The organism is Paenibacillus ihumii, assembly GCF_001403875.1.
Taxonomy (GTDB): domain Bacteria; phylum Bacillota; class Bacilli; order Paenibacillales; family Paenibacillaceae; genus Fontibacillus; species Fontibacillus ihumii.
This window is the reverse complement of record NZ_LN884299.1, coordinates 2,052,800-2,068,010: the sequence shown is the minus strand read 5'-3', so window position 1 is coordinate 2,068,010 and position 15,211 is coordinate 2,052,800. Positions and strand designations below refer to the sequence as shown.

15 protein-coding genes are annotated in these 15,211 nt (G+C 51.1%); 2 read left to right on the top strand and 13 right to left on the bottom strand.

From position 1 onward, the window contains the following. Nucleotides 1–4: 4 nt before the first annotated feature. From BN2762_RS16800 to BN2762_RS16760, 9 genes are all read right to left on the bottom strand, one after another. Nucleotides 5–880 carry an ATP-binding cassette domain-containing protein gene (locus tag BN2762_RS16800; protein WP_055108062.1) on the bottom strand — a complete coding sequence of 292 codons (876 nt, stop codon included), beginning with the start codon at nucleotides 878–880 and terminating at the stop codon, nucleotides 5–7. Continuing rightward, a complete protein-coding gene (locus tag BN2762_RS16795; protein ID WP_055108061.1) occupies nucleotides 865–1,677 on the bottom strand; it encodes an energy-coupling factor transporter ATPase in 813 nt (270 codons plus the stop codon). The genes BN2762_RS16800 and BN2762_RS16795 overlap by 16 nt, the downstream gene beginning before the upstream one ends. Before the next feature lie 113 nt (nucleotides 1,678–1,790). Next, entirely contained in the window at nucleotides 1,791–2,360 is a 570-nt protein-coding gene (locus BN2762_RS16790; protein ID WP_055108060.1) for a biotin transporter BioY, read from the bottom strand. Nucleotides 2,361–2,513: 153 nt separating this feature from the next. Further along, a complete protein-coding gene (gene cysI / locus BN2762_RS16785; protein WP_055108059.1) occupies nucleotides 2,514–4,238 on the bottom strand; it encodes an assimilatory sulfite reductase (NADPH) hemoprotein subunit in 1,725 nt (574 codons plus the stop codon). A gap of 38 nt (nucleotides 4,239–4,276) precedes the next feature. Beyond that, the gene (locus tag BN2762_RS16780) at nucleotides 4,277–6,103 is read right to left on the bottom strand and encodes an assimilatory sulfite reductase (NADPH) flavoprotein subunit (RefSeq protein WP_055110147.1); all 1,827 of its coding nucleotides are present in this window, start codon (nucleotides 6,101–6,103) and stop codon (nucleotides 4,277–4,279) included. Nucleotides 6,104–6,601: 498 nt separating this feature from the next. Further along, on the bottom strand, nucleotides 6,602–7,366 hold the full coding sequence (locus tag BN2762_RS16775; protein ID WP_055108058.1) for a MerR family transcriptional regulator: 765 nt from the start codon (nucleotides 7,364–7,366) through the stop codon (nucleotides 6,602–6,604). Between the two features lie 143 nt (nucleotides 7,367–7,509). Beyond that, nucleotides 7,510–8,178, bottom strand: a complete 669-nt coding sequence (locus BN2762_RS16770; RefSeq protein WP_055108057.1) for a pectate lyase — start codon at nucleotides 8,176–8,178, stop codon at nucleotides 7,510–7,512. A gap of 224 nt (nucleotides 8,179–8,402) precedes the next feature. After that, nucleotides 8,403–8,948 (bottom strand): methylated-DNA--[protein]-cysteine S-methyltransferase, encoded by a 546-nt coding sequence (locus BN2762_RS16765; RefSeq protein WP_055108056.1) that lies wholly within the window; start codon nucleotides 8,946–8,948, stop codon nucleotides 8,403–8,405. Beyond that, nucleotides 8,932–9,534 carry a bifunctional transcriptional activator/DNA repair enzyme AdaA gene (locus tag BN2762_RS16760; protein ID WP_055108055.1) on the bottom strand — a complete coding sequence of 201 codons (603 nt, stop codon included), beginning with the start codon at nucleotides 9,532–9,534 and terminating at the stop codon, nucleotides 8,932–8,934. Before BN2762_RS16760 ends, BN2762_RS16765 begins: the two co-directional genes overlap by 17 nt. Nucleotides 9,535–9,683: 149 nt before the next feature. Between BN2762_RS16760 and BN2762_RS16755 the strand changes: the two genes are divergently transcribed. Both BN2762_RS16755 and BN2762_RS16750 read left to right on the top strand, forming a co-directional pair. Beyond that, the gene (locus BN2762_RS16755; protein WP_148499960.1) at nucleotides 9,684–10,595 is read left to right on the top strand and encodes a DNA-3-methyladenine glycosylase family protein; all 912 of its coding nucleotides are present in this window, start codon (nucleotides 9,684–9,686) and stop codon (nucleotides 10,593–10,595) included. 66 nt (nucleotides 10,596–10,661) lie between these two features. Beyond that, the gene (locus BN2762_RS16750; RefSeq protein ID WP_055108053.1) at nucleotides 10,662–11,438 is read left to right on the top strand and encodes a hypothetical protein; all 777 of its coding nucleotides are present in this window, start codon (nucleotides 10,662–10,664) and stop codon (nucleotides 11,436–11,438) included. 95 nt (nucleotides 11,439–11,533) lie between these two features. Here BN2762_RS16750 and BN2762_RS16745 read toward each other — a convergent pair whose 3' ends face one another. The 4 genes from BN2762_RS16745 to BN2762_RS16730 all read right to left on the bottom strand — a co-directional run bounded on the left by BN2762_RS16745 (nucleotide 11,534) and on the right by BN2762_RS16730 (nucleotide 15,150). Next, on the bottom strand, nucleotides 11,534–11,959 hold the full coding sequence (locus BN2762_RS16745) for an Rrf2 family transcriptional regulator (RefSeq protein WP_055108052.1): 426 nt from the start codon (nucleotides 11,957–11,959) through the stop codon (nucleotides 11,534–11,536). A gap of 223 nt (nucleotides 11,960–12,182) precedes the next feature. Further along, nucleotides 12,183–13,319, bottom strand: a complete 1,137-nt coding sequence (locus BN2762_RS16740; RefSeq protein WP_055108051.1) for a zinc-dependent alcohol dehydrogenase — start codon at nucleotides 13,317–13,319, stop codon at nucleotides 12,183–12,185. 170 nt (nucleotides 13,320–13,489) lie between these two features. Continuing rightward, nucleotides 13,490–13,957: a hypothetical protein gene (locus BN2762_RS16735; RefSeq protein WP_055108050.1), complete on the bottom strand. Its 468-nt coding sequence runs from the start codon at nucleotides 13,955–13,957 to the stop codon at nucleotides 13,490–13,492. 92 nt (nucleotides 13,958–14,049) lie between these two features. Beyond that, a complete protein-coding gene (locus tag BN2762_RS16730) occupies nucleotides 14,050–15,150 on the bottom strand; it encodes an AI-2E family transporter (protein ID WP_055110145.1) in 1,101 nt (366 codons plus the stop codon). Between the last annotated feature and the right edge of the window lie 61 nt (nucleotides 15,151–15,211).

The following is a 15,211-nucleotide window of genomic DNA, read 5'->3' as shown; positions in this document are numbered from 1 at the left end:
CTTGTCAGCTCCCTCCCTTTCCGCTGGCAACCAAAAAATGATCGGCAACCTGCGCCAGAATGGCTTCCCGCTTCACCGAATTTATCACCATAGGGCTTCTGAGCCTGGCATTTAAATGCTCGACCAGTGTCAGCGCCATCGGGAGCTTCAGGCCCAAGGCCTCTATGCGATCCCGGTACTTCGTAAAAAGGGTCAGCGGATCTGTTCTCACATTGACTTTACCGCTTTCGAAAACGATAACATCTTCGGCGTATTCAGCCAGTAAATCCATGTCATGCGTTACGATAACAAGGGTTCGCTGCTGCTCCTCGCGCCAGCTCAGCAGCAATTCCATGAGCGACTGCTTCCCCGCAGGATCCAGACCGGCGGTAGGCTCATCGAGAATCAGTACGGACGGCTCCATGACCAACACTCCGGCAATCGCAGCTCTCCTCTTCTCCCCGCCGCTCAGCTCGAACGGCGACCTGTCCGCGAAGGATTCGTCCAGGCCGACCAATCTTAGCGCCTCCAGCGCCTTGCTGCGAATCAGTTCATTGCGCCAGCCTAATTGCTTGGGTCCGAAAGAAACGTCCTTGATGACAGTATCCTCGAACAGCTGATGCTCCGGCATTTGGAATACGATACCGACCTTGTCGAAGAGTACGGTCTTCTTCTTGCTGTTATTCATAATCCATGCATCGCCAACTTTGATGCTTCCCCGCGTCGGATATAATAGGCCATTCAAATGCTGCACGAAGGTGGATTTGCCGGAGCCTGTCCTTCCAACGACAGCGGTAATTTTATTGCTCTCCAGCGTCATATTAAGCCCGCGAAGCACTTCGTTCTCCAGCGGCGTCCCGGCATTGTAAGAGAAGAATACGTCTTTCAATGTAATTTCCATAAACACTCCACCAATTCTTCCATCCGAAATAGGGTGTTTGGCAGCGGAAGCCCCTTGCTTCTCAAAGCCTCTCTCATGCTTACGGCAAAAGGCGCAGCGAGCCCGGGAATCGACAAATAAGCTTCTTCGAACAGGCTTGCCGGGGGCCCGTCGTACCGGATGCCGCTTTGATCCAGCACGATCACTCTTGATGCCTCGACCAGCTCCTCCATATCATGGGTAATCGAAATAATGGTGATCCCCTTCCGGTTCAGCTCCCGGATCAGGCCAAGCACCTGCTCCTTGCCTTCAGGATCGAGCATGGAGGTAGATTCGTCAAAAATGATCGCTTCCGGCTCTACAGCCAGAATGCCGGCAATCGCGATTCGTTGTTTTTGACCGCCCGACAGGGAGTTGACGTCTGCATCGATGTAATCGAGCATACCCACGAGCTCTAAAGTATGAATGACTCTCGCGGAGATTTCCTCGGGGGGCAAACAGTTGTTTTGCAGGCCAAAGGCAATATCTTCAAAGACAGTGGAAGCAACGATCTGATTCTCGGGATTCTGGAACACCATCCCGATCTTGTCACGGATCATTCCAAGCTCCCTTTCATCGCTTGTGCAGCGGCCCTGGTACCGGATCTCGCCCTTCGTGGGCAGCAGCAGACCGTTCATCAGCTTGCCTACGGTGGATTTCCCCATGCCGTTCATCCCGGCGATGGCCACATATTCCCCGGCTTGAATCTCAAAGGAAATATCGCTCAGAATGTCGCTGTGCTGCGGGTAATGGAACGAGACACCCGAAAATCGAATCATAGGCATGACCTCCAAATGATGGATTAAGACCAGTTAAGCAGTGGACTTGTTTGGTTGAAAAAAGGTTTGCCAATATAAGGCAAACCTTACGTTATCATTCACAATGGCAGATATCAGGCTTTGTGTGAGCGGCTGCTTGCCTGATAAAGCATATGAGGATTCGCCTTCAGCATACGGATCGCAATCAGCGATGCCACTACAACCTTGATCAGGTCGCCGGGCATGAAGGAGATGTTGCCGATGATGGCTTTGCCGATCGGGACATCCGTCATGAGGGACATATAAGGGATACCGATGGCGTAAATGACCAGTATTCCGCCAACCACATTGATTAGCAGCAGCTTCCAGAGGTTCATCCGCGTTGATACGCGCCGCACCAGATAACCGATCACGAAGGCAGCGATCGGCCAACTCAGGAAGTATCCTCCGGTAGGGCTGGCCAGAACGGCTAAGCCCCCTCTTCCACCGGACAGCAGGGGCGCTCCCGCAATGACGATAATCCCGAATATGAGCAGACTTAGACCGCCTAATCTAGCACCTAGTATACTGCCAGCCAGCATAACTCCCAGAGTTTGAGCCGTGATCGGCACCGGGATGAACGGGAGCGGGATAGGAGGCAATAAACCTAAAACAGCCATGACTGCAGCAAATAATGCCACATACATCATATCTTTGATTCTCATAATAGGCCCCCTACTATTCGATTCTAGCAACATAGTTTCAATATTGACACAATAATGACATAATATTTTTTTCATGTCAATAATTAACTTTTGAGGTCAAAAAAACAAAGCGCCTCACTTTTCGAGTGAGACGCTTGTGCATTTGGAACCGTCTTAAGCGTGAAAATTCTGCCCATCGGTAACTTCCTGAACATATCCGGCCCGGATCACATAATCGCCGAAATGCTCGCCCTCCTGGCGGTCCTTCGCATACTGGCTAAGGATCGGCTGCAGAGATTCCAGGATTTCCGCCTCACCGATGTTCTCCTTATACAGCTTGTTCAGCCGATTCCCGGAGAAGCCTCCGCCCAGATACATATTGTATTTGCCGGGCGCTTTGCCGATAAAGGCAATTTCCGCAAGCATTGGCCTCGCGCAGCCGTTCGGGCAGCCCGTCATCCGAATGACTATATCGTCGTCCTGCAGGCCGGCCTCCTTCAGCATCGGTTCAATTTTGTCGAGTAAGGTCGGCAGATAACGTTCAGATTCGGCCATGGCCAGTCCGCAGGTCGGAAATGCCACGCAAGCCATGGAATTTCTCCGCAGCGCGGAATAATGCGAGCCGTCGGTAAGGCCGTATTCGCTGATCAAAGCCTCGATCTTTTTCTTTTTCTGGCTGCTTACATTTGCGATGATCAGGTTCTGATTCGGCGTAAGCCGGAAATCCCCGGTATGGATCTTGGCGATCTCCCGCAGGCCTGTCATCAGCTTGTAATCCTCTTCATCCTTGACGCGCCCGTTCTGGATAAAGAGTGTAAAATGCCATTTGTTGTTGCTGCCCTTCACCCAGCCGTAACGATCCCCGTTATGCTCGAAATGAAACGGTCTTGCTTCCTGCAGGCTCCAGCCCAGGCGATTCGTCAGCTCCTGGATGAACCAATCGATGCCCCGGTCATCGATCGTATACTTGAAGCGCGCATGCTTCCGAACGGAACGGTCCCCGTAATCCCGTTGGATTGTGACGGTCTTCTCCGCTACGTCGATGACTTGCTCCGGCAGACAGAAGCCGATCACCTTGGATATCTGCGGATACGTCTTTGCATCCCCGTGCGTCATGCCCATCCCGCCGCCTGCTGTAACGTTGAAGCCTATTAATTGTCCGTCCTCGATAATTGCAATGAACCCCAAATCCTGCGAGAAAACGTCAACATCGTTCGACGGCGGTACGGCTACGCCGATTTTGAACTTCCGCGGCAAATAGACGCGTCCGTATATAGGCTCCTGCTCAACCTGGCTGTCCTGGCTATCGATGATCTTCTCGCCGTCCAGCCAGATCTCGTGATAAGCATTCGTCTGCGGATCGAGATGATCGCTTATTTTGCTGGCCCATTGGTATACCTCGGAGTGAATTTCCGATTGATACGGATTCGGGTTGCACATGACGTTGCGGTTAACGTCCCCGCAAGCGGCCAATGTGCTGAGCAGCGCCTCGTTCACTTCCTGAATAGTCTTCTTCAGATTCCATTTAATGACCCCGTGAAGCTGAAAGGACTGCCGTGTCGTCAAGCGGATCGTCCCATTCGCATATTTCTGGCACACCCTATCCATCATAAGCCATTGCTCCGGTGTAACGACGCCGCCCGCCGCGCGGACCCGCAGCATGAACTGATAGGCTGGCTCCAGCTTCTGCTTCTGGCGCTCGTTCCGCAAGTCCCGGTCGTCCTGCATATAGCTGCCATGGAATTTCATCAGGCGGTTATCGTCCTCCGGGATAGAGCCCGTAATCGGATCTTGAAGCGTCTCTTCAAGGCTTCCCCGCAAATAATTACTCCTTATCTTAATATCTTCCACATCGCTGTGAGGCGCGCTGTTAGGTGACAATAAATTGTTGTCTGACATACTGGAATTCTCCTCTCGTAATCCTCGGGATTCCCCGCTTAATAAACATCCCGTTGATAACGTTTCTCCTGCTGCATCCGCGTCAAATACTCCGCAGCCTGCTCCGGGCTAAGACCACCCTCATGTTCAAGAATAGTGGCCAGTGCCGCATGCACGTCATGAGCCATCTTCTTCTCGTCCCCGCATACATATACTGCTGCGCCTTCCTGCAGCCACTCATAAATTTCCCTGCTCTTCTCGAGCATCCGGTGCTGGACATAGACCTTCTTGTCGGTATCCCGGGAGAACGCGACATCCATACGGGTCAGCACACCGTCCTTAAGCCAGCGCTGCCACTCTACCTGATACAGGAAGTCCGTGGAGAAATGCTGATCCCCGTAGAAAAGCCAAGTCTTTCCTTCCGCCCCGGTCTCCTCCCGCTCGCCGAGAAAAGCCCGGAAAGGCGCAACACCCGTTCCCGGTCCGATCATTATGATCGGCGTGTCAGGATTCACCGGCAGCTTGAAGCTTGGGTTATGCTGAATGAATACAGGCAGTGTATCCCCAGGCTCTACCCGCTCGGCAAGCTGAACCGAGCAAACCCCGTAGCGGTTCCGGCCATGCGCTTCATAACGAACCGAGCGTACGGTGAGATGCACCTCGTCCGGATAAGCCAGCGGGCTGCTGGAGATCGAATACAGACGTGCAGGAATTTTTCTTAGAATCGATACGAACTGGCTGGCGCTTACCCCTGCAAAGGAGTGATCCGTTACCAAATCAAGCAGGTCGCGTTCGTCCAAATAAGCGCGCAGCTCCTGTTCCCGTCCAGCTTCAAGCAGCTTCTTCAGCTCCGGGCTTGAGCTCAGTTGAGCGGCCTGCTCCAGCAGCGGCTTCGTCAACACTGTAATCTCGTAATAACGCAGCAGCGCATCCCGCAGCGTCCGCTGCTCGCCGTTCTTGTTCACAGTGATCGTTTCCTCGCCGTTCCAGCCCATCGCTGCAATCAGATCCTCGACCAGCTGCGGATGATTTTCAGGATAAATGCCCAGGCTGTCACCCGGTTCATACTTCAGGTTCGAGCCTTCCAGGGAAAGCTCGATATGCCGGGTCTCCCGATCCGAGCCGCGGCCGTTCAGGTTCAGGTTCTCCAGAACCTCCGCATAGAACGGGTTGCTTCGGGAATATTCAGACTCGGCACCGCTGCTCACAATCGCCGGGACTCCACTGCTGGCTTGGGTGCCCGAAGCCGACAGCTTGCCAAGCGCCCCGATGACATTCCCCATCCATTCCGCAGCGGATTCATCGAAATCGACATCGCAGTCTACCCGTGGAGCTATCCGTTCGCCGCCAAGCTCCTCCAAGCGTTTATCGAAATCTTTCCCTGTCTGGCAGAAGAATTCATAAGAGGTATCGCCGAGCGCCAGCACGGAATATCGCAGGCCTTCAAGCTTCGGAGCCCGCTTGCTGTGCAGGAACTCATAGAAGGCAATCGCGCTGTCCGGCGGTTCTCCTTCGCCATGCGTGCTTACGACGATAAACAGGTTCTCTATTTTTTTTAGCGCATTCGGTTTAAAATCGCTCATCGACGCTAAAGTAACCTGGAAGCTCTGCTCCTCCAGCTTCTTGGACAGCTTCGCAGCCAGATTGTGGCTGTTCCCCGTCTGTGATCCATACAGCACGGTGACTTCCTTGGAAACGTCCGGCGGCTCGGCTTGAGCAACCGCTTGAACGAGCGCAGCTGCCGCGGCAGCCGCGCCAGCTCCCTGCAAAGCCGACAGGTATCCGTTCAGCCAGACCCGCTGATGATCCGTAAGCGTAGGAAGAAGACGATTGAGCAGCTCTGCCTGCTCCTGATTAAAAGGGCTGTTACTCACTTGTAGTTCCAACATATCCACCTCACGCAGCATACATAGAAACTAAAAATTTTAATTCCTAGTATTACTATCTAATTTATCATTTAATAAAACTTATCATAGCCTGCGCAGGGGGTCAATTAGAATGATCTTATATCTTCGATTAGGAAAACTAATAAATTCAATATTCAAAAAAGACTCCGCGCCAGGGGCGCAGAGTCTTTAAACGTGGGAAGCGGCTGCTTCATTTAATTATAAGCAATCTATGGGACAACCCGTTTACGGCGCTGGCCTTAAGGCGCTGCCGTCCTTGGTTCTGCCTTCCAATAGCTAGGGTGCCTTACCAGAGAACAATCGACGAAGTATCGATTTTCTCTTTCTTTTGAGAGAGTACATGGTGAATCAACTACCTTTCGGAATACAGGATTCTGTCCTTCCGTCTGTTCATTGATCATAACCACTTCCCACTTGTTTATGATTACCCGTATTATTAAGAGATGAATCAGATCGGCAGGATCTATCTCCTCCGCTTTATTGGCGCATCCCTGTATAAATGAGAATCGCATCCCGCAGAAACCGCGCTGTCCCCGGCTGCTCTGCATCGTAATACGCGGTGAAGCGTTCATCATCCACATACATTTGCGCGATTGCCGCGTGAGCTTCTTTGCTGTACTCGCTCCAATGATAGCATAGCCACTGCTTGTGCAGGTCCGCTGCCCGCTGAGCCAGCTCACCCGCCGGGTCGCCCGTTTTATACGCTTCAGCCAGCGTCCGGTTCACCTCTTCCGATAAGCGCATCATCTCTTCGTATTGCTCTTGGGTCATTCCCCGCAGCTTTTCATTGGACTGCTCCACCCTCTCATGCCCATACTTCTCGCGGATCTCCTTGCCATATTTCTGTTCATTCTCTTCTATCAAATTTTGTTTGAAGCCTTCGAATTTCTCTTGGTCAGACATACTGATTCTCCCTTCATGCATGGCAATCGTCTTATCTACGTTAGTGATGAGACGCTCCAATTGCTTTCTTCTGTCAAGGAGCTGTTCCCGGTGCTGCTTAAGCGCCAGCACGCTATTGAAGTCAGACGAGGTGACTATCGCTTTGATTTGCTCCAGCGGCAGGCCCAGCTCGCGGTAGAACATGATTTGCTGCAACCGGTCCACCTCGGCCTGACTATAGATCCGGTAACCCGACGAGTTGATTCTTGCCGGCTTAAGAATATCAATCTCGTCATAATAGCGAAGTGTTCTCGTACTGACTCCAGCGAGCTGAGCCAGCTTCTGCACGGTATATTCCATAGGACCCCCTCCTGACAATTTTCACTGTACACCTTGACGCAACGTGAAGGTCAACATTTATCTTTAAAATATATAAAAGGCCTGCCATTGACAACTGCTGCTGTCAATGGCAGGCCGTAATTCCTGTAAATGACGGTACGAAATCAATATTGCGTATTTCCGGACTGGCTGGTATTCCCGGATGCAAAGCCCTTGAACAAGGTTGGAACATTGGAATATCTCGTATTCGTGATTTTTCCCGTCGATGTGCTGCTGTCGGTTCGCAGAATGGAATCCTTTACTTTGGAAATATCGCAGTTATCAACGTTCATAACTACTTTGAACGTGCTTCCGCCGTTCTGCCGCACCAGCTTGCCGATATCGTTGGCTACGAAATTCTTGATGTTGATCGTTCCTGCGGCATTCATCTGAAATACTTTGTCATAGGCTTTGTAAGCGCCTCCACCATTAATGTTAACGGTTCCAGAAGATTTGAGCGTGAGCGCATCCTCGCCTACGTCCGCCCAAGTCACGTTAGTGATGTTGCAATTGCCGTAACAATGAACTCCGTCTGCCCCTGGCGCACCGATAATGACGTTTTTCAGGGTTGCATTCGCTTCCAAGCGGAAAATCGGCTTCTGGTTCTCGGCCTGGCTGCCGTCACCAAGCGTTTTCGGGTTGGCAACATAGGTTTGACCTTTGCCATCAAACGTCGTTCCTGCCTTAACGATAATTGTAGAGTCTACCGTAATGGACGCAGCGGAAGCCTGGAGCGCTCCGAATAACGTCATCACTAACGATAGGGCGAGAAAAAAACTGACTTTCTTCTTCATACAATTCATCCTCCCGATATGGAATGGTGAGGCAATGCACACGTCTGCATTTTTTGACGGTTTTGTGAACATCATCTCCCTTTCACAGATTAGAGGAGGATGGATCAGAAATCAATAGGACTTTTATCACATATTTACATCTATACTAAATTATAGAAAATTTAAATCATGTTCGTCATTATTCAGCATTTTTTTCGTTAGCTTGATGGAGATTTCAACAGGCCTTAAGAAACTTCTCCAGCATGTGCCCTGTATTCCTGCTCCAGCTTCATCAACCGCGCCTTCATGTCCAATCCCCCGCGGTAACCGGTAAGGGCTCCATGCTTGCCTAAGACGCGATGGCACGGTATGACGATCAGCAGCGGATTGGCTCCGATCGCCGCGCCAACGGCGCGGACAGCGGAAGATCGCCCAATGCTGCGGGCAATTTCGGAATAGGACTGCGTCTCTCCATACGGAATTTCCATAAGGGCTTGCCACACTTTTCGCTGAAATTCGGTCCCGGGCAAATCCAATGGGACTCCGCCAAACTCCTTTGCCTCCCCCTGCAAATACAGGGTCAACGCCATAGTATAGGGCTGCAATCTCCTCGCATCCTCTATCAAACGATGATTTCGGAATCTTTTACTGGCCCAGGCGGACAGCTCCATAAAAGGCTGATTGTGAGAGCCGACATAGCATAGTCCGCTTGCTGTAGCCGCCAGATGCATATGCCATTGATCCGTTTGCAGAAGTGACCAGTACAGTACTGTTTCAGTTGTCGATTTCATGCAAATCCACCTCCGATTGCAGGACAGCCGCTTTTTTGCCGCGATATTCCGCAGGAGTCTGCCCTGTTGTTTTTTTGAATAGTGTAATGAAATAAGCTGTGCTGCCCAAGCCGACTCTCTCGGCGATTTCCGCGATCGCTTTGTCGGTCCTCTCCAAATATTCCGCAGCCTTGCTGATTCTTCTCTGCTGAATATATAAGGCGGGCGTCACCCCTTTAATTCGCTTAAACGTGCGCTGCAAATGATACGGGCTGCCGTGGCACACATCGGCCAGAATATCCAGTGTGAGCTTCTCGCGGAAATGAGCATCAATATAATCTGTAATCTGCTCCACCCACTCATCGTCCGGCATTCGCCCATGCGCTGGCTTGCACCGTTTGCAGGGACGGAAATTCGCGGCTATAGCCTCAGCCGGGCTGCCGAATATGCGGATATGCTCCTTCTTCGGGGCCCTGGATTTGCAGGAGGGCCGGCAGAAAATCCCGGTTGATTGCACCGCATAAATAAACTGGTCATCGTAGGACGCATCGTTGCGAATAATCGCGTGCCAGATCTCATCGGTCATAGGCCATTCTGGTTTCACCATAACTTGCTCGCCTCCATCACAAGTATAACTCCTGATTCGCTAATTGGGATGCTTACCCGGTTGTAATAGCAAGATTTCGAAACTAAAAAATGAACTTTTATGCTAAAACCAAATAGTAGAATAATAAAGTCAGAATGGAGGGAAGCGCATTGGCTTCCAGCTCAAATTTAAGTGGTATCATAACCGTTCCCGAGCCGTTTAGCTTCAAGCAAATCCTGGGGTATTTACAGAGGTCGCCCAATGAATGTCTGTACCAAATCCGAGAGGGGCGAATTTATAGAGCCATTGCTTCCGGGCCATTAACAGCGGTCATTGAAATCAGAGAAATTAGGGACAACACTCTGCAAATTTCCTTTCAAGGCGGCACGGCTCCTTCGTGTCCTCTATTCCTTACCAATGCCATAAACTATGTCAAGGAATGGTTCGATCTGGACCGGGATCTGCTGCCCTTTTATCAATTGGCGCAAAGAGACAAACTGCTGAAGCACGCCATATCTTCCTTTCCCGGTCTGCGCATAGTCGGCATCCCGGATTTATTTGAAGCGATCAGTTGGGGAATCCTTGGCCAGCAAATCCATCTGCAATATGCCTACACCCTAAAAAGACGCTTCGTGGAGCGCTATGGCAGACATATCGCTTGCAATGGCGAGCGTTACTGGCTCTACCCTTCTGCAGCAGAGATCGCCGCATTAACAACCGGGGATTTAGCCGATCTTCGGATGACTGTCAAGAAATGCGAGTACCTGATCGGCACGGCCCAGTTGATCGCTGAGGGGAAATTGACGAAGGAGCAGCTGCAAATGGCTGGCTGTGTAAAAGAAGCTGAGAAACAGCTGGTCTCCATTCGCGGAATCGGTCCTTGGACGGCGAATTACGTGCTGATGCGCTGCCTGAGAATGCCTTCGGCCTTACCGGTTGATGATGTCGGCCTCCATCATGCGATTAAGCATTTAACGGGAAGCCAGCATAAGCCGACGAAGCAGCAAATCCGCAGCCTGTTTGCGGCGTGGCCGGGCTGGGAAGCGTATGCCACATTTTATTTATGGAGATTCCTATATTAAGAATTCCGCTATTATGGGCAAAACATGATAAAATATGAGGGAATAAACAAAAAAGGCGGAGAATAAATGGTGCATTCGTTTCTGATCGAACCGGATACGTACACGGCCTTTGCGGACGAGGCAGAACTCATGGACAAATGCAAGGAATGGGGACTGCTATCCGACAGAGCGTCTAAGGTTAAAACTTTCTATTACAAGGGCCACGGCTTAAATGAGGCTTGCAGCATTATCGGCTATGTTGACCATATTACGGCTGTCATCCAGCTGGATAATCATCAAAAGCACTGCATTCACCCTTCTTACCTGAAGGAAATGCAGGCCGCTAATTACGGGGTAAGAGCCGGGGATCCCGCGGAAGCTGCGGATGGCAAGGCTAATGAGCCAGCAGCAGACAAGCCGGCCGGGAATGAAGCAGCGGCTGCCGCGAAGCCCGCACCGGAACAGAAGGCCGTGCAGAAGCAGACTGATGAAGCGGCAGTAACAGCATCGGCCCCCGCTGAGGAGGCCCCGAAGCCCGGCGCTAAAAGAACCAAAAAAGCCAAGCTGGAGCTGCCCGAAGGCAAGGTGAAAATGGTGGCTGTCGTGAAGGATTTCACTACAATCCCCAACCACTTCTCCGATAACGACGACGAAGTGGTCATTTACGAGAATGCAGCCGTCACCGAGCCCGAACTCGAAATCGGCGATGCCTGGTCCAGCCACAGCGCGACCATGAAGAAGGTTGAGCTGGAGATTGGAGATACGATCACCTTCGAGGCTAAAATCGTTGCTAAAAAATTAACCAAACATCCCGTGAAATACAAGCTCAACAACATCGCCAAAATCGAAAAGCAGGAATCGTAGACCGATTCTCGCCAATACAAAAAAGGTCGATATTCTCATCCGAGAAATCGACCTTTTCTTGCATATCCATAGAGCATCCGCACTCCAACGCTCTCCTACGGTTTACTCTTCAAATCGCGCACAATATCCTCCATCGTCACCTTCTCCAGTGTACTCTCCATCGCCCTTTGAGCCTCGGAAAATATAGGTTCAATCGTTGACTGGATATTGCGCCCCACCGGACATTTGTCATTTGTCTTGTCATGGACGGCGAACAGTCCGTTCTCGTCGACGGCATGTACCGCGCGGTAAATATCCAGCAGCGTAATGTCGGCAGCGGCTCTGGCCAGCTTCGAGCCGGCGACGCCGGGCCTTACATCGACCAGGCCAGCTCTGCTCAGCATCCCCGTAATGCGCCGAATTACGACCGGATTCGTGTTCACGCTATCGGATATATATTCGGATGTGTTAACGCCTTCCCTGTTGAGCTCCAAAACGGTCAAAATATGAATTGCGACGGCGAACCGCGAGCTGATCGTCATGGATATCCCTCCCGCCTATAATGTAACCAGTGTAGTTACATTATAGGCAAATTGTCAATAGGCGGCCTTCGCCGCCGCTGCGGCCAATGTAAACCAAATAAATTGAAGCCCAATTCCCCAAATTACTCTTTCATTATACACCGCGTTCCCCCCTTTTTTACTAGCAAAAAACCGCCCGCAACCGTGTGGAGCAGGCGGTGCTAAATGGATTCCAACGCAGCCGCTAAGGCTTCAAGATGACCTTTATGCAATCTTCCTCTTTCTTGCTAAACACTTCATATCCACGTTCCCCCTCAGAGAGCGGCAGACGGTGCGTAATGATGTCCGTCGGATCGAATTTTCCGCTTCGCACCTGCTCGTAAAGCTCGGGCATGAGGTGAATCACCGGCGCCTGACCCATTTTGACGGAAATATTCCGTTCGAACAGATCACCGAAAGGGAACAGATTATATTTCAAGCCATATACTCCTGTAACCTGGATCGTTCCGAATTTGCGCACGACCTTCGTAGCGAAATTGAAAGCGCTGAGCGAGCCGCCCTGCAGCATCAGCGCCGTCTCGACCATCTCTGCCACGGATTTCTTCGCATCCAGCCCAACGCAGTCCATGACGACGTCAGCGCCGCCGCGGGTAATTTCCTTCAAGTGCTCCTCCAGATTCGGGAATTTCTCGAAGTTGAACACTTCTACATGGTTGGAGCGCTTCGCATGCTCAAGCCGATAATCCACATGATCCACGGCAATGACCCGTTTGGCGCCAAGCTGCCAGGCGAATTTCTGGGTCAGCAGCCCCACCGGCCCACAGCCGAGAATAATGACGGTTTCACCGGATTTAACCCCGCCGTTAAGGACACTCCAATAAGCTGTCGGCATAATATCCGACAGAAACAAGACTTGCTCATCTTCCATTTCATCCTGTTCAGGGATGGCAAAAGGGATGAAATTGCCATAAGGCACACGGAACAATTCCGCCTGGCCGCCCGCATAATCGCCGTAGCGCGAGGAGTAGCCGAAATAACCGCCCGTATCCCTGCTTTCATTGGAGGAATCGCATTGGCTCTCCATCTGGTTAGTACAGAAGAAGCATTCGCCGCAAGCTACCGTGAAAGGAATGATGACGCGGTCGCCCCGTTTGACCTTCGTCACCTCGGGCCCTGTCTCCTCCACGATTCCCATCGCTTCATGCCCGATCACATAATCATCGTATATCCCGGGAATTTCTCCGTTATAAATATGCAGATCCGAGCCGCAAATCGCCGTCGAGGTAACCCGCACGAGCACGTCATCCTTTTTTTGCAGCTTGGCATCAGCGACCTCCTTGACCTTGATATTCCGTTTTCCTTGATAAGTAATTGCCTTCAAGCAAGCAGCCCCTTTCTTGAGTATTTTTGGGTTACTTGTATCATTACCCAAGACCGGCGCTATTATGGCCCGCAAAAAAAGGGCACCCATCTCTCCTTCCGGCGAGATGGATGCCCAAGGGTGGAACCGTATTCAATAAAATAATGATAGCAGTTACTTGGGTTACACAGTTACTCGTAGATTTGAATATCCCGCATTTGTTTGGCTAATTCAATGTAAGGACCCTCTGAAAGAATATTGAAGGCCAAATGGGTCGCCCGCAGACAAAGCAGTTGATCCCCGGGCTCCAAGCCAAACTGCTGCCACGTCCCCAGAGGAAGCTTGAGATAGCGGTCCTTGTTCAACAGGGCCCAGCAGAACATGCGCTCTTTAAAAGTCACGGTCTGCCCTTCCGGCAGTGTATGATTCTGCAGTTCAGGCAGGCTGCTAAAGATTGCGGCAAGCGGTGAATTCGGTATCAAATCCTTGCACACGACGCTGAAGCCCTTCGCCGTATTGCGGCCTGTCATCAAGATAATTTTGGAGTTCGGTTTGATATTGTATTCCTGCAGGGCTTGATCCGGCAGGCACAAAGATCCGTCAGGAAGTATTGTACTCCAGGCGTAGAAGTACCTCCCGCCCTTGGCGGTTACTGCCATACTTATCATCCCCCGAGAATTGATGTGTATTCATCATCTCGCAACGGACGGGGATGAGATATGACATTCATCACCGCTGCGGGGAAATGAGCTTAAGGCCTCGCATCCTCCGATGCAGGAACCGCAGCGCCGTTCTCCTGATCCGTTAAATTCTCGCTCTCCTCTTCGCCCTGCTTGCGGGCCATATATAGCTGATAGATGCGGACGATGATGATTTTAGCCATCATGTACACGGGAATCGCTAGAATCATACCGAGGATCCCGGCAAAATCACCTGCAATTAATAACAGTATAATTGTGGTGAGCGGATGGATGTTGATCGTCTTGCCGTAAATATAAGGAGAGATCAAATTCCCCTCAATCTGCTGGGAGGCCACAACGATCACGATGACCCAGATGACCATTGACGTCGATTCAGTAAAGGCGACAATCACGCAGGGAATAGCGCCAAGAAATGGACCGAAGTAAGGGATGAAATTGAACAGCGCCCCAACGACAGCCAGGAGCAGCGGATAAGGCAGTCCGATGAGCCAGAATCCGATGAATCCCATAATCGCCAGCAAGACAGCGCTAATCATCCGCCCAGCAATGAAGCCTTTCAATCCGTTATCAATTTCATGGATAACCTGCTCACCGTCACGGCGGTAGCGCTTCGGCAGCATGCGGGTCAAAGACGGCGTCACCCGATCATCCTGCTTCAGCATGTAGTACAAAAGGATCGGCACGGTTCCCACGACGATGAAGAAATCATTCAGAAAGGTCACGACATGGGAAATCGATTTGGTCGCGGCCTCGATAATCGAGTTAATGGATTCCGTAATTTTGTTCGATATCTGCGAGTTCTCTTCACTGAACATGGAGAACAGCCTGGATTGCCGCAATTCGTTGAACTGGGATTGCAGCTCCCGGAGCAGCAGCGGCACATTGTTCAGGAAATCGGTCACCTGCTTTTGCAGCGGCGGCCACACGACGATCAGAAAGACCGTGACAACGCCGGCAAACAACAAGTAAATCACAAGAATGGACAGCATTCGATTCCAGCCTTTGCGTTCCAGGAACTGGACGATCGGCCGGAGCAAATAATACAAAAATCCGGACAGCATCACCGGAACGATCAAAATATTAATCAAGGTAACGACTGGATTAAAAATAAAGCTGACCTTGGATAATAATAAAATAATGGTCAGAATCATGATAATTCCTAAACTTATCCGGTAAAAGGGCCTTTGCAGCAAACAATCTCCTCCCCTTAGC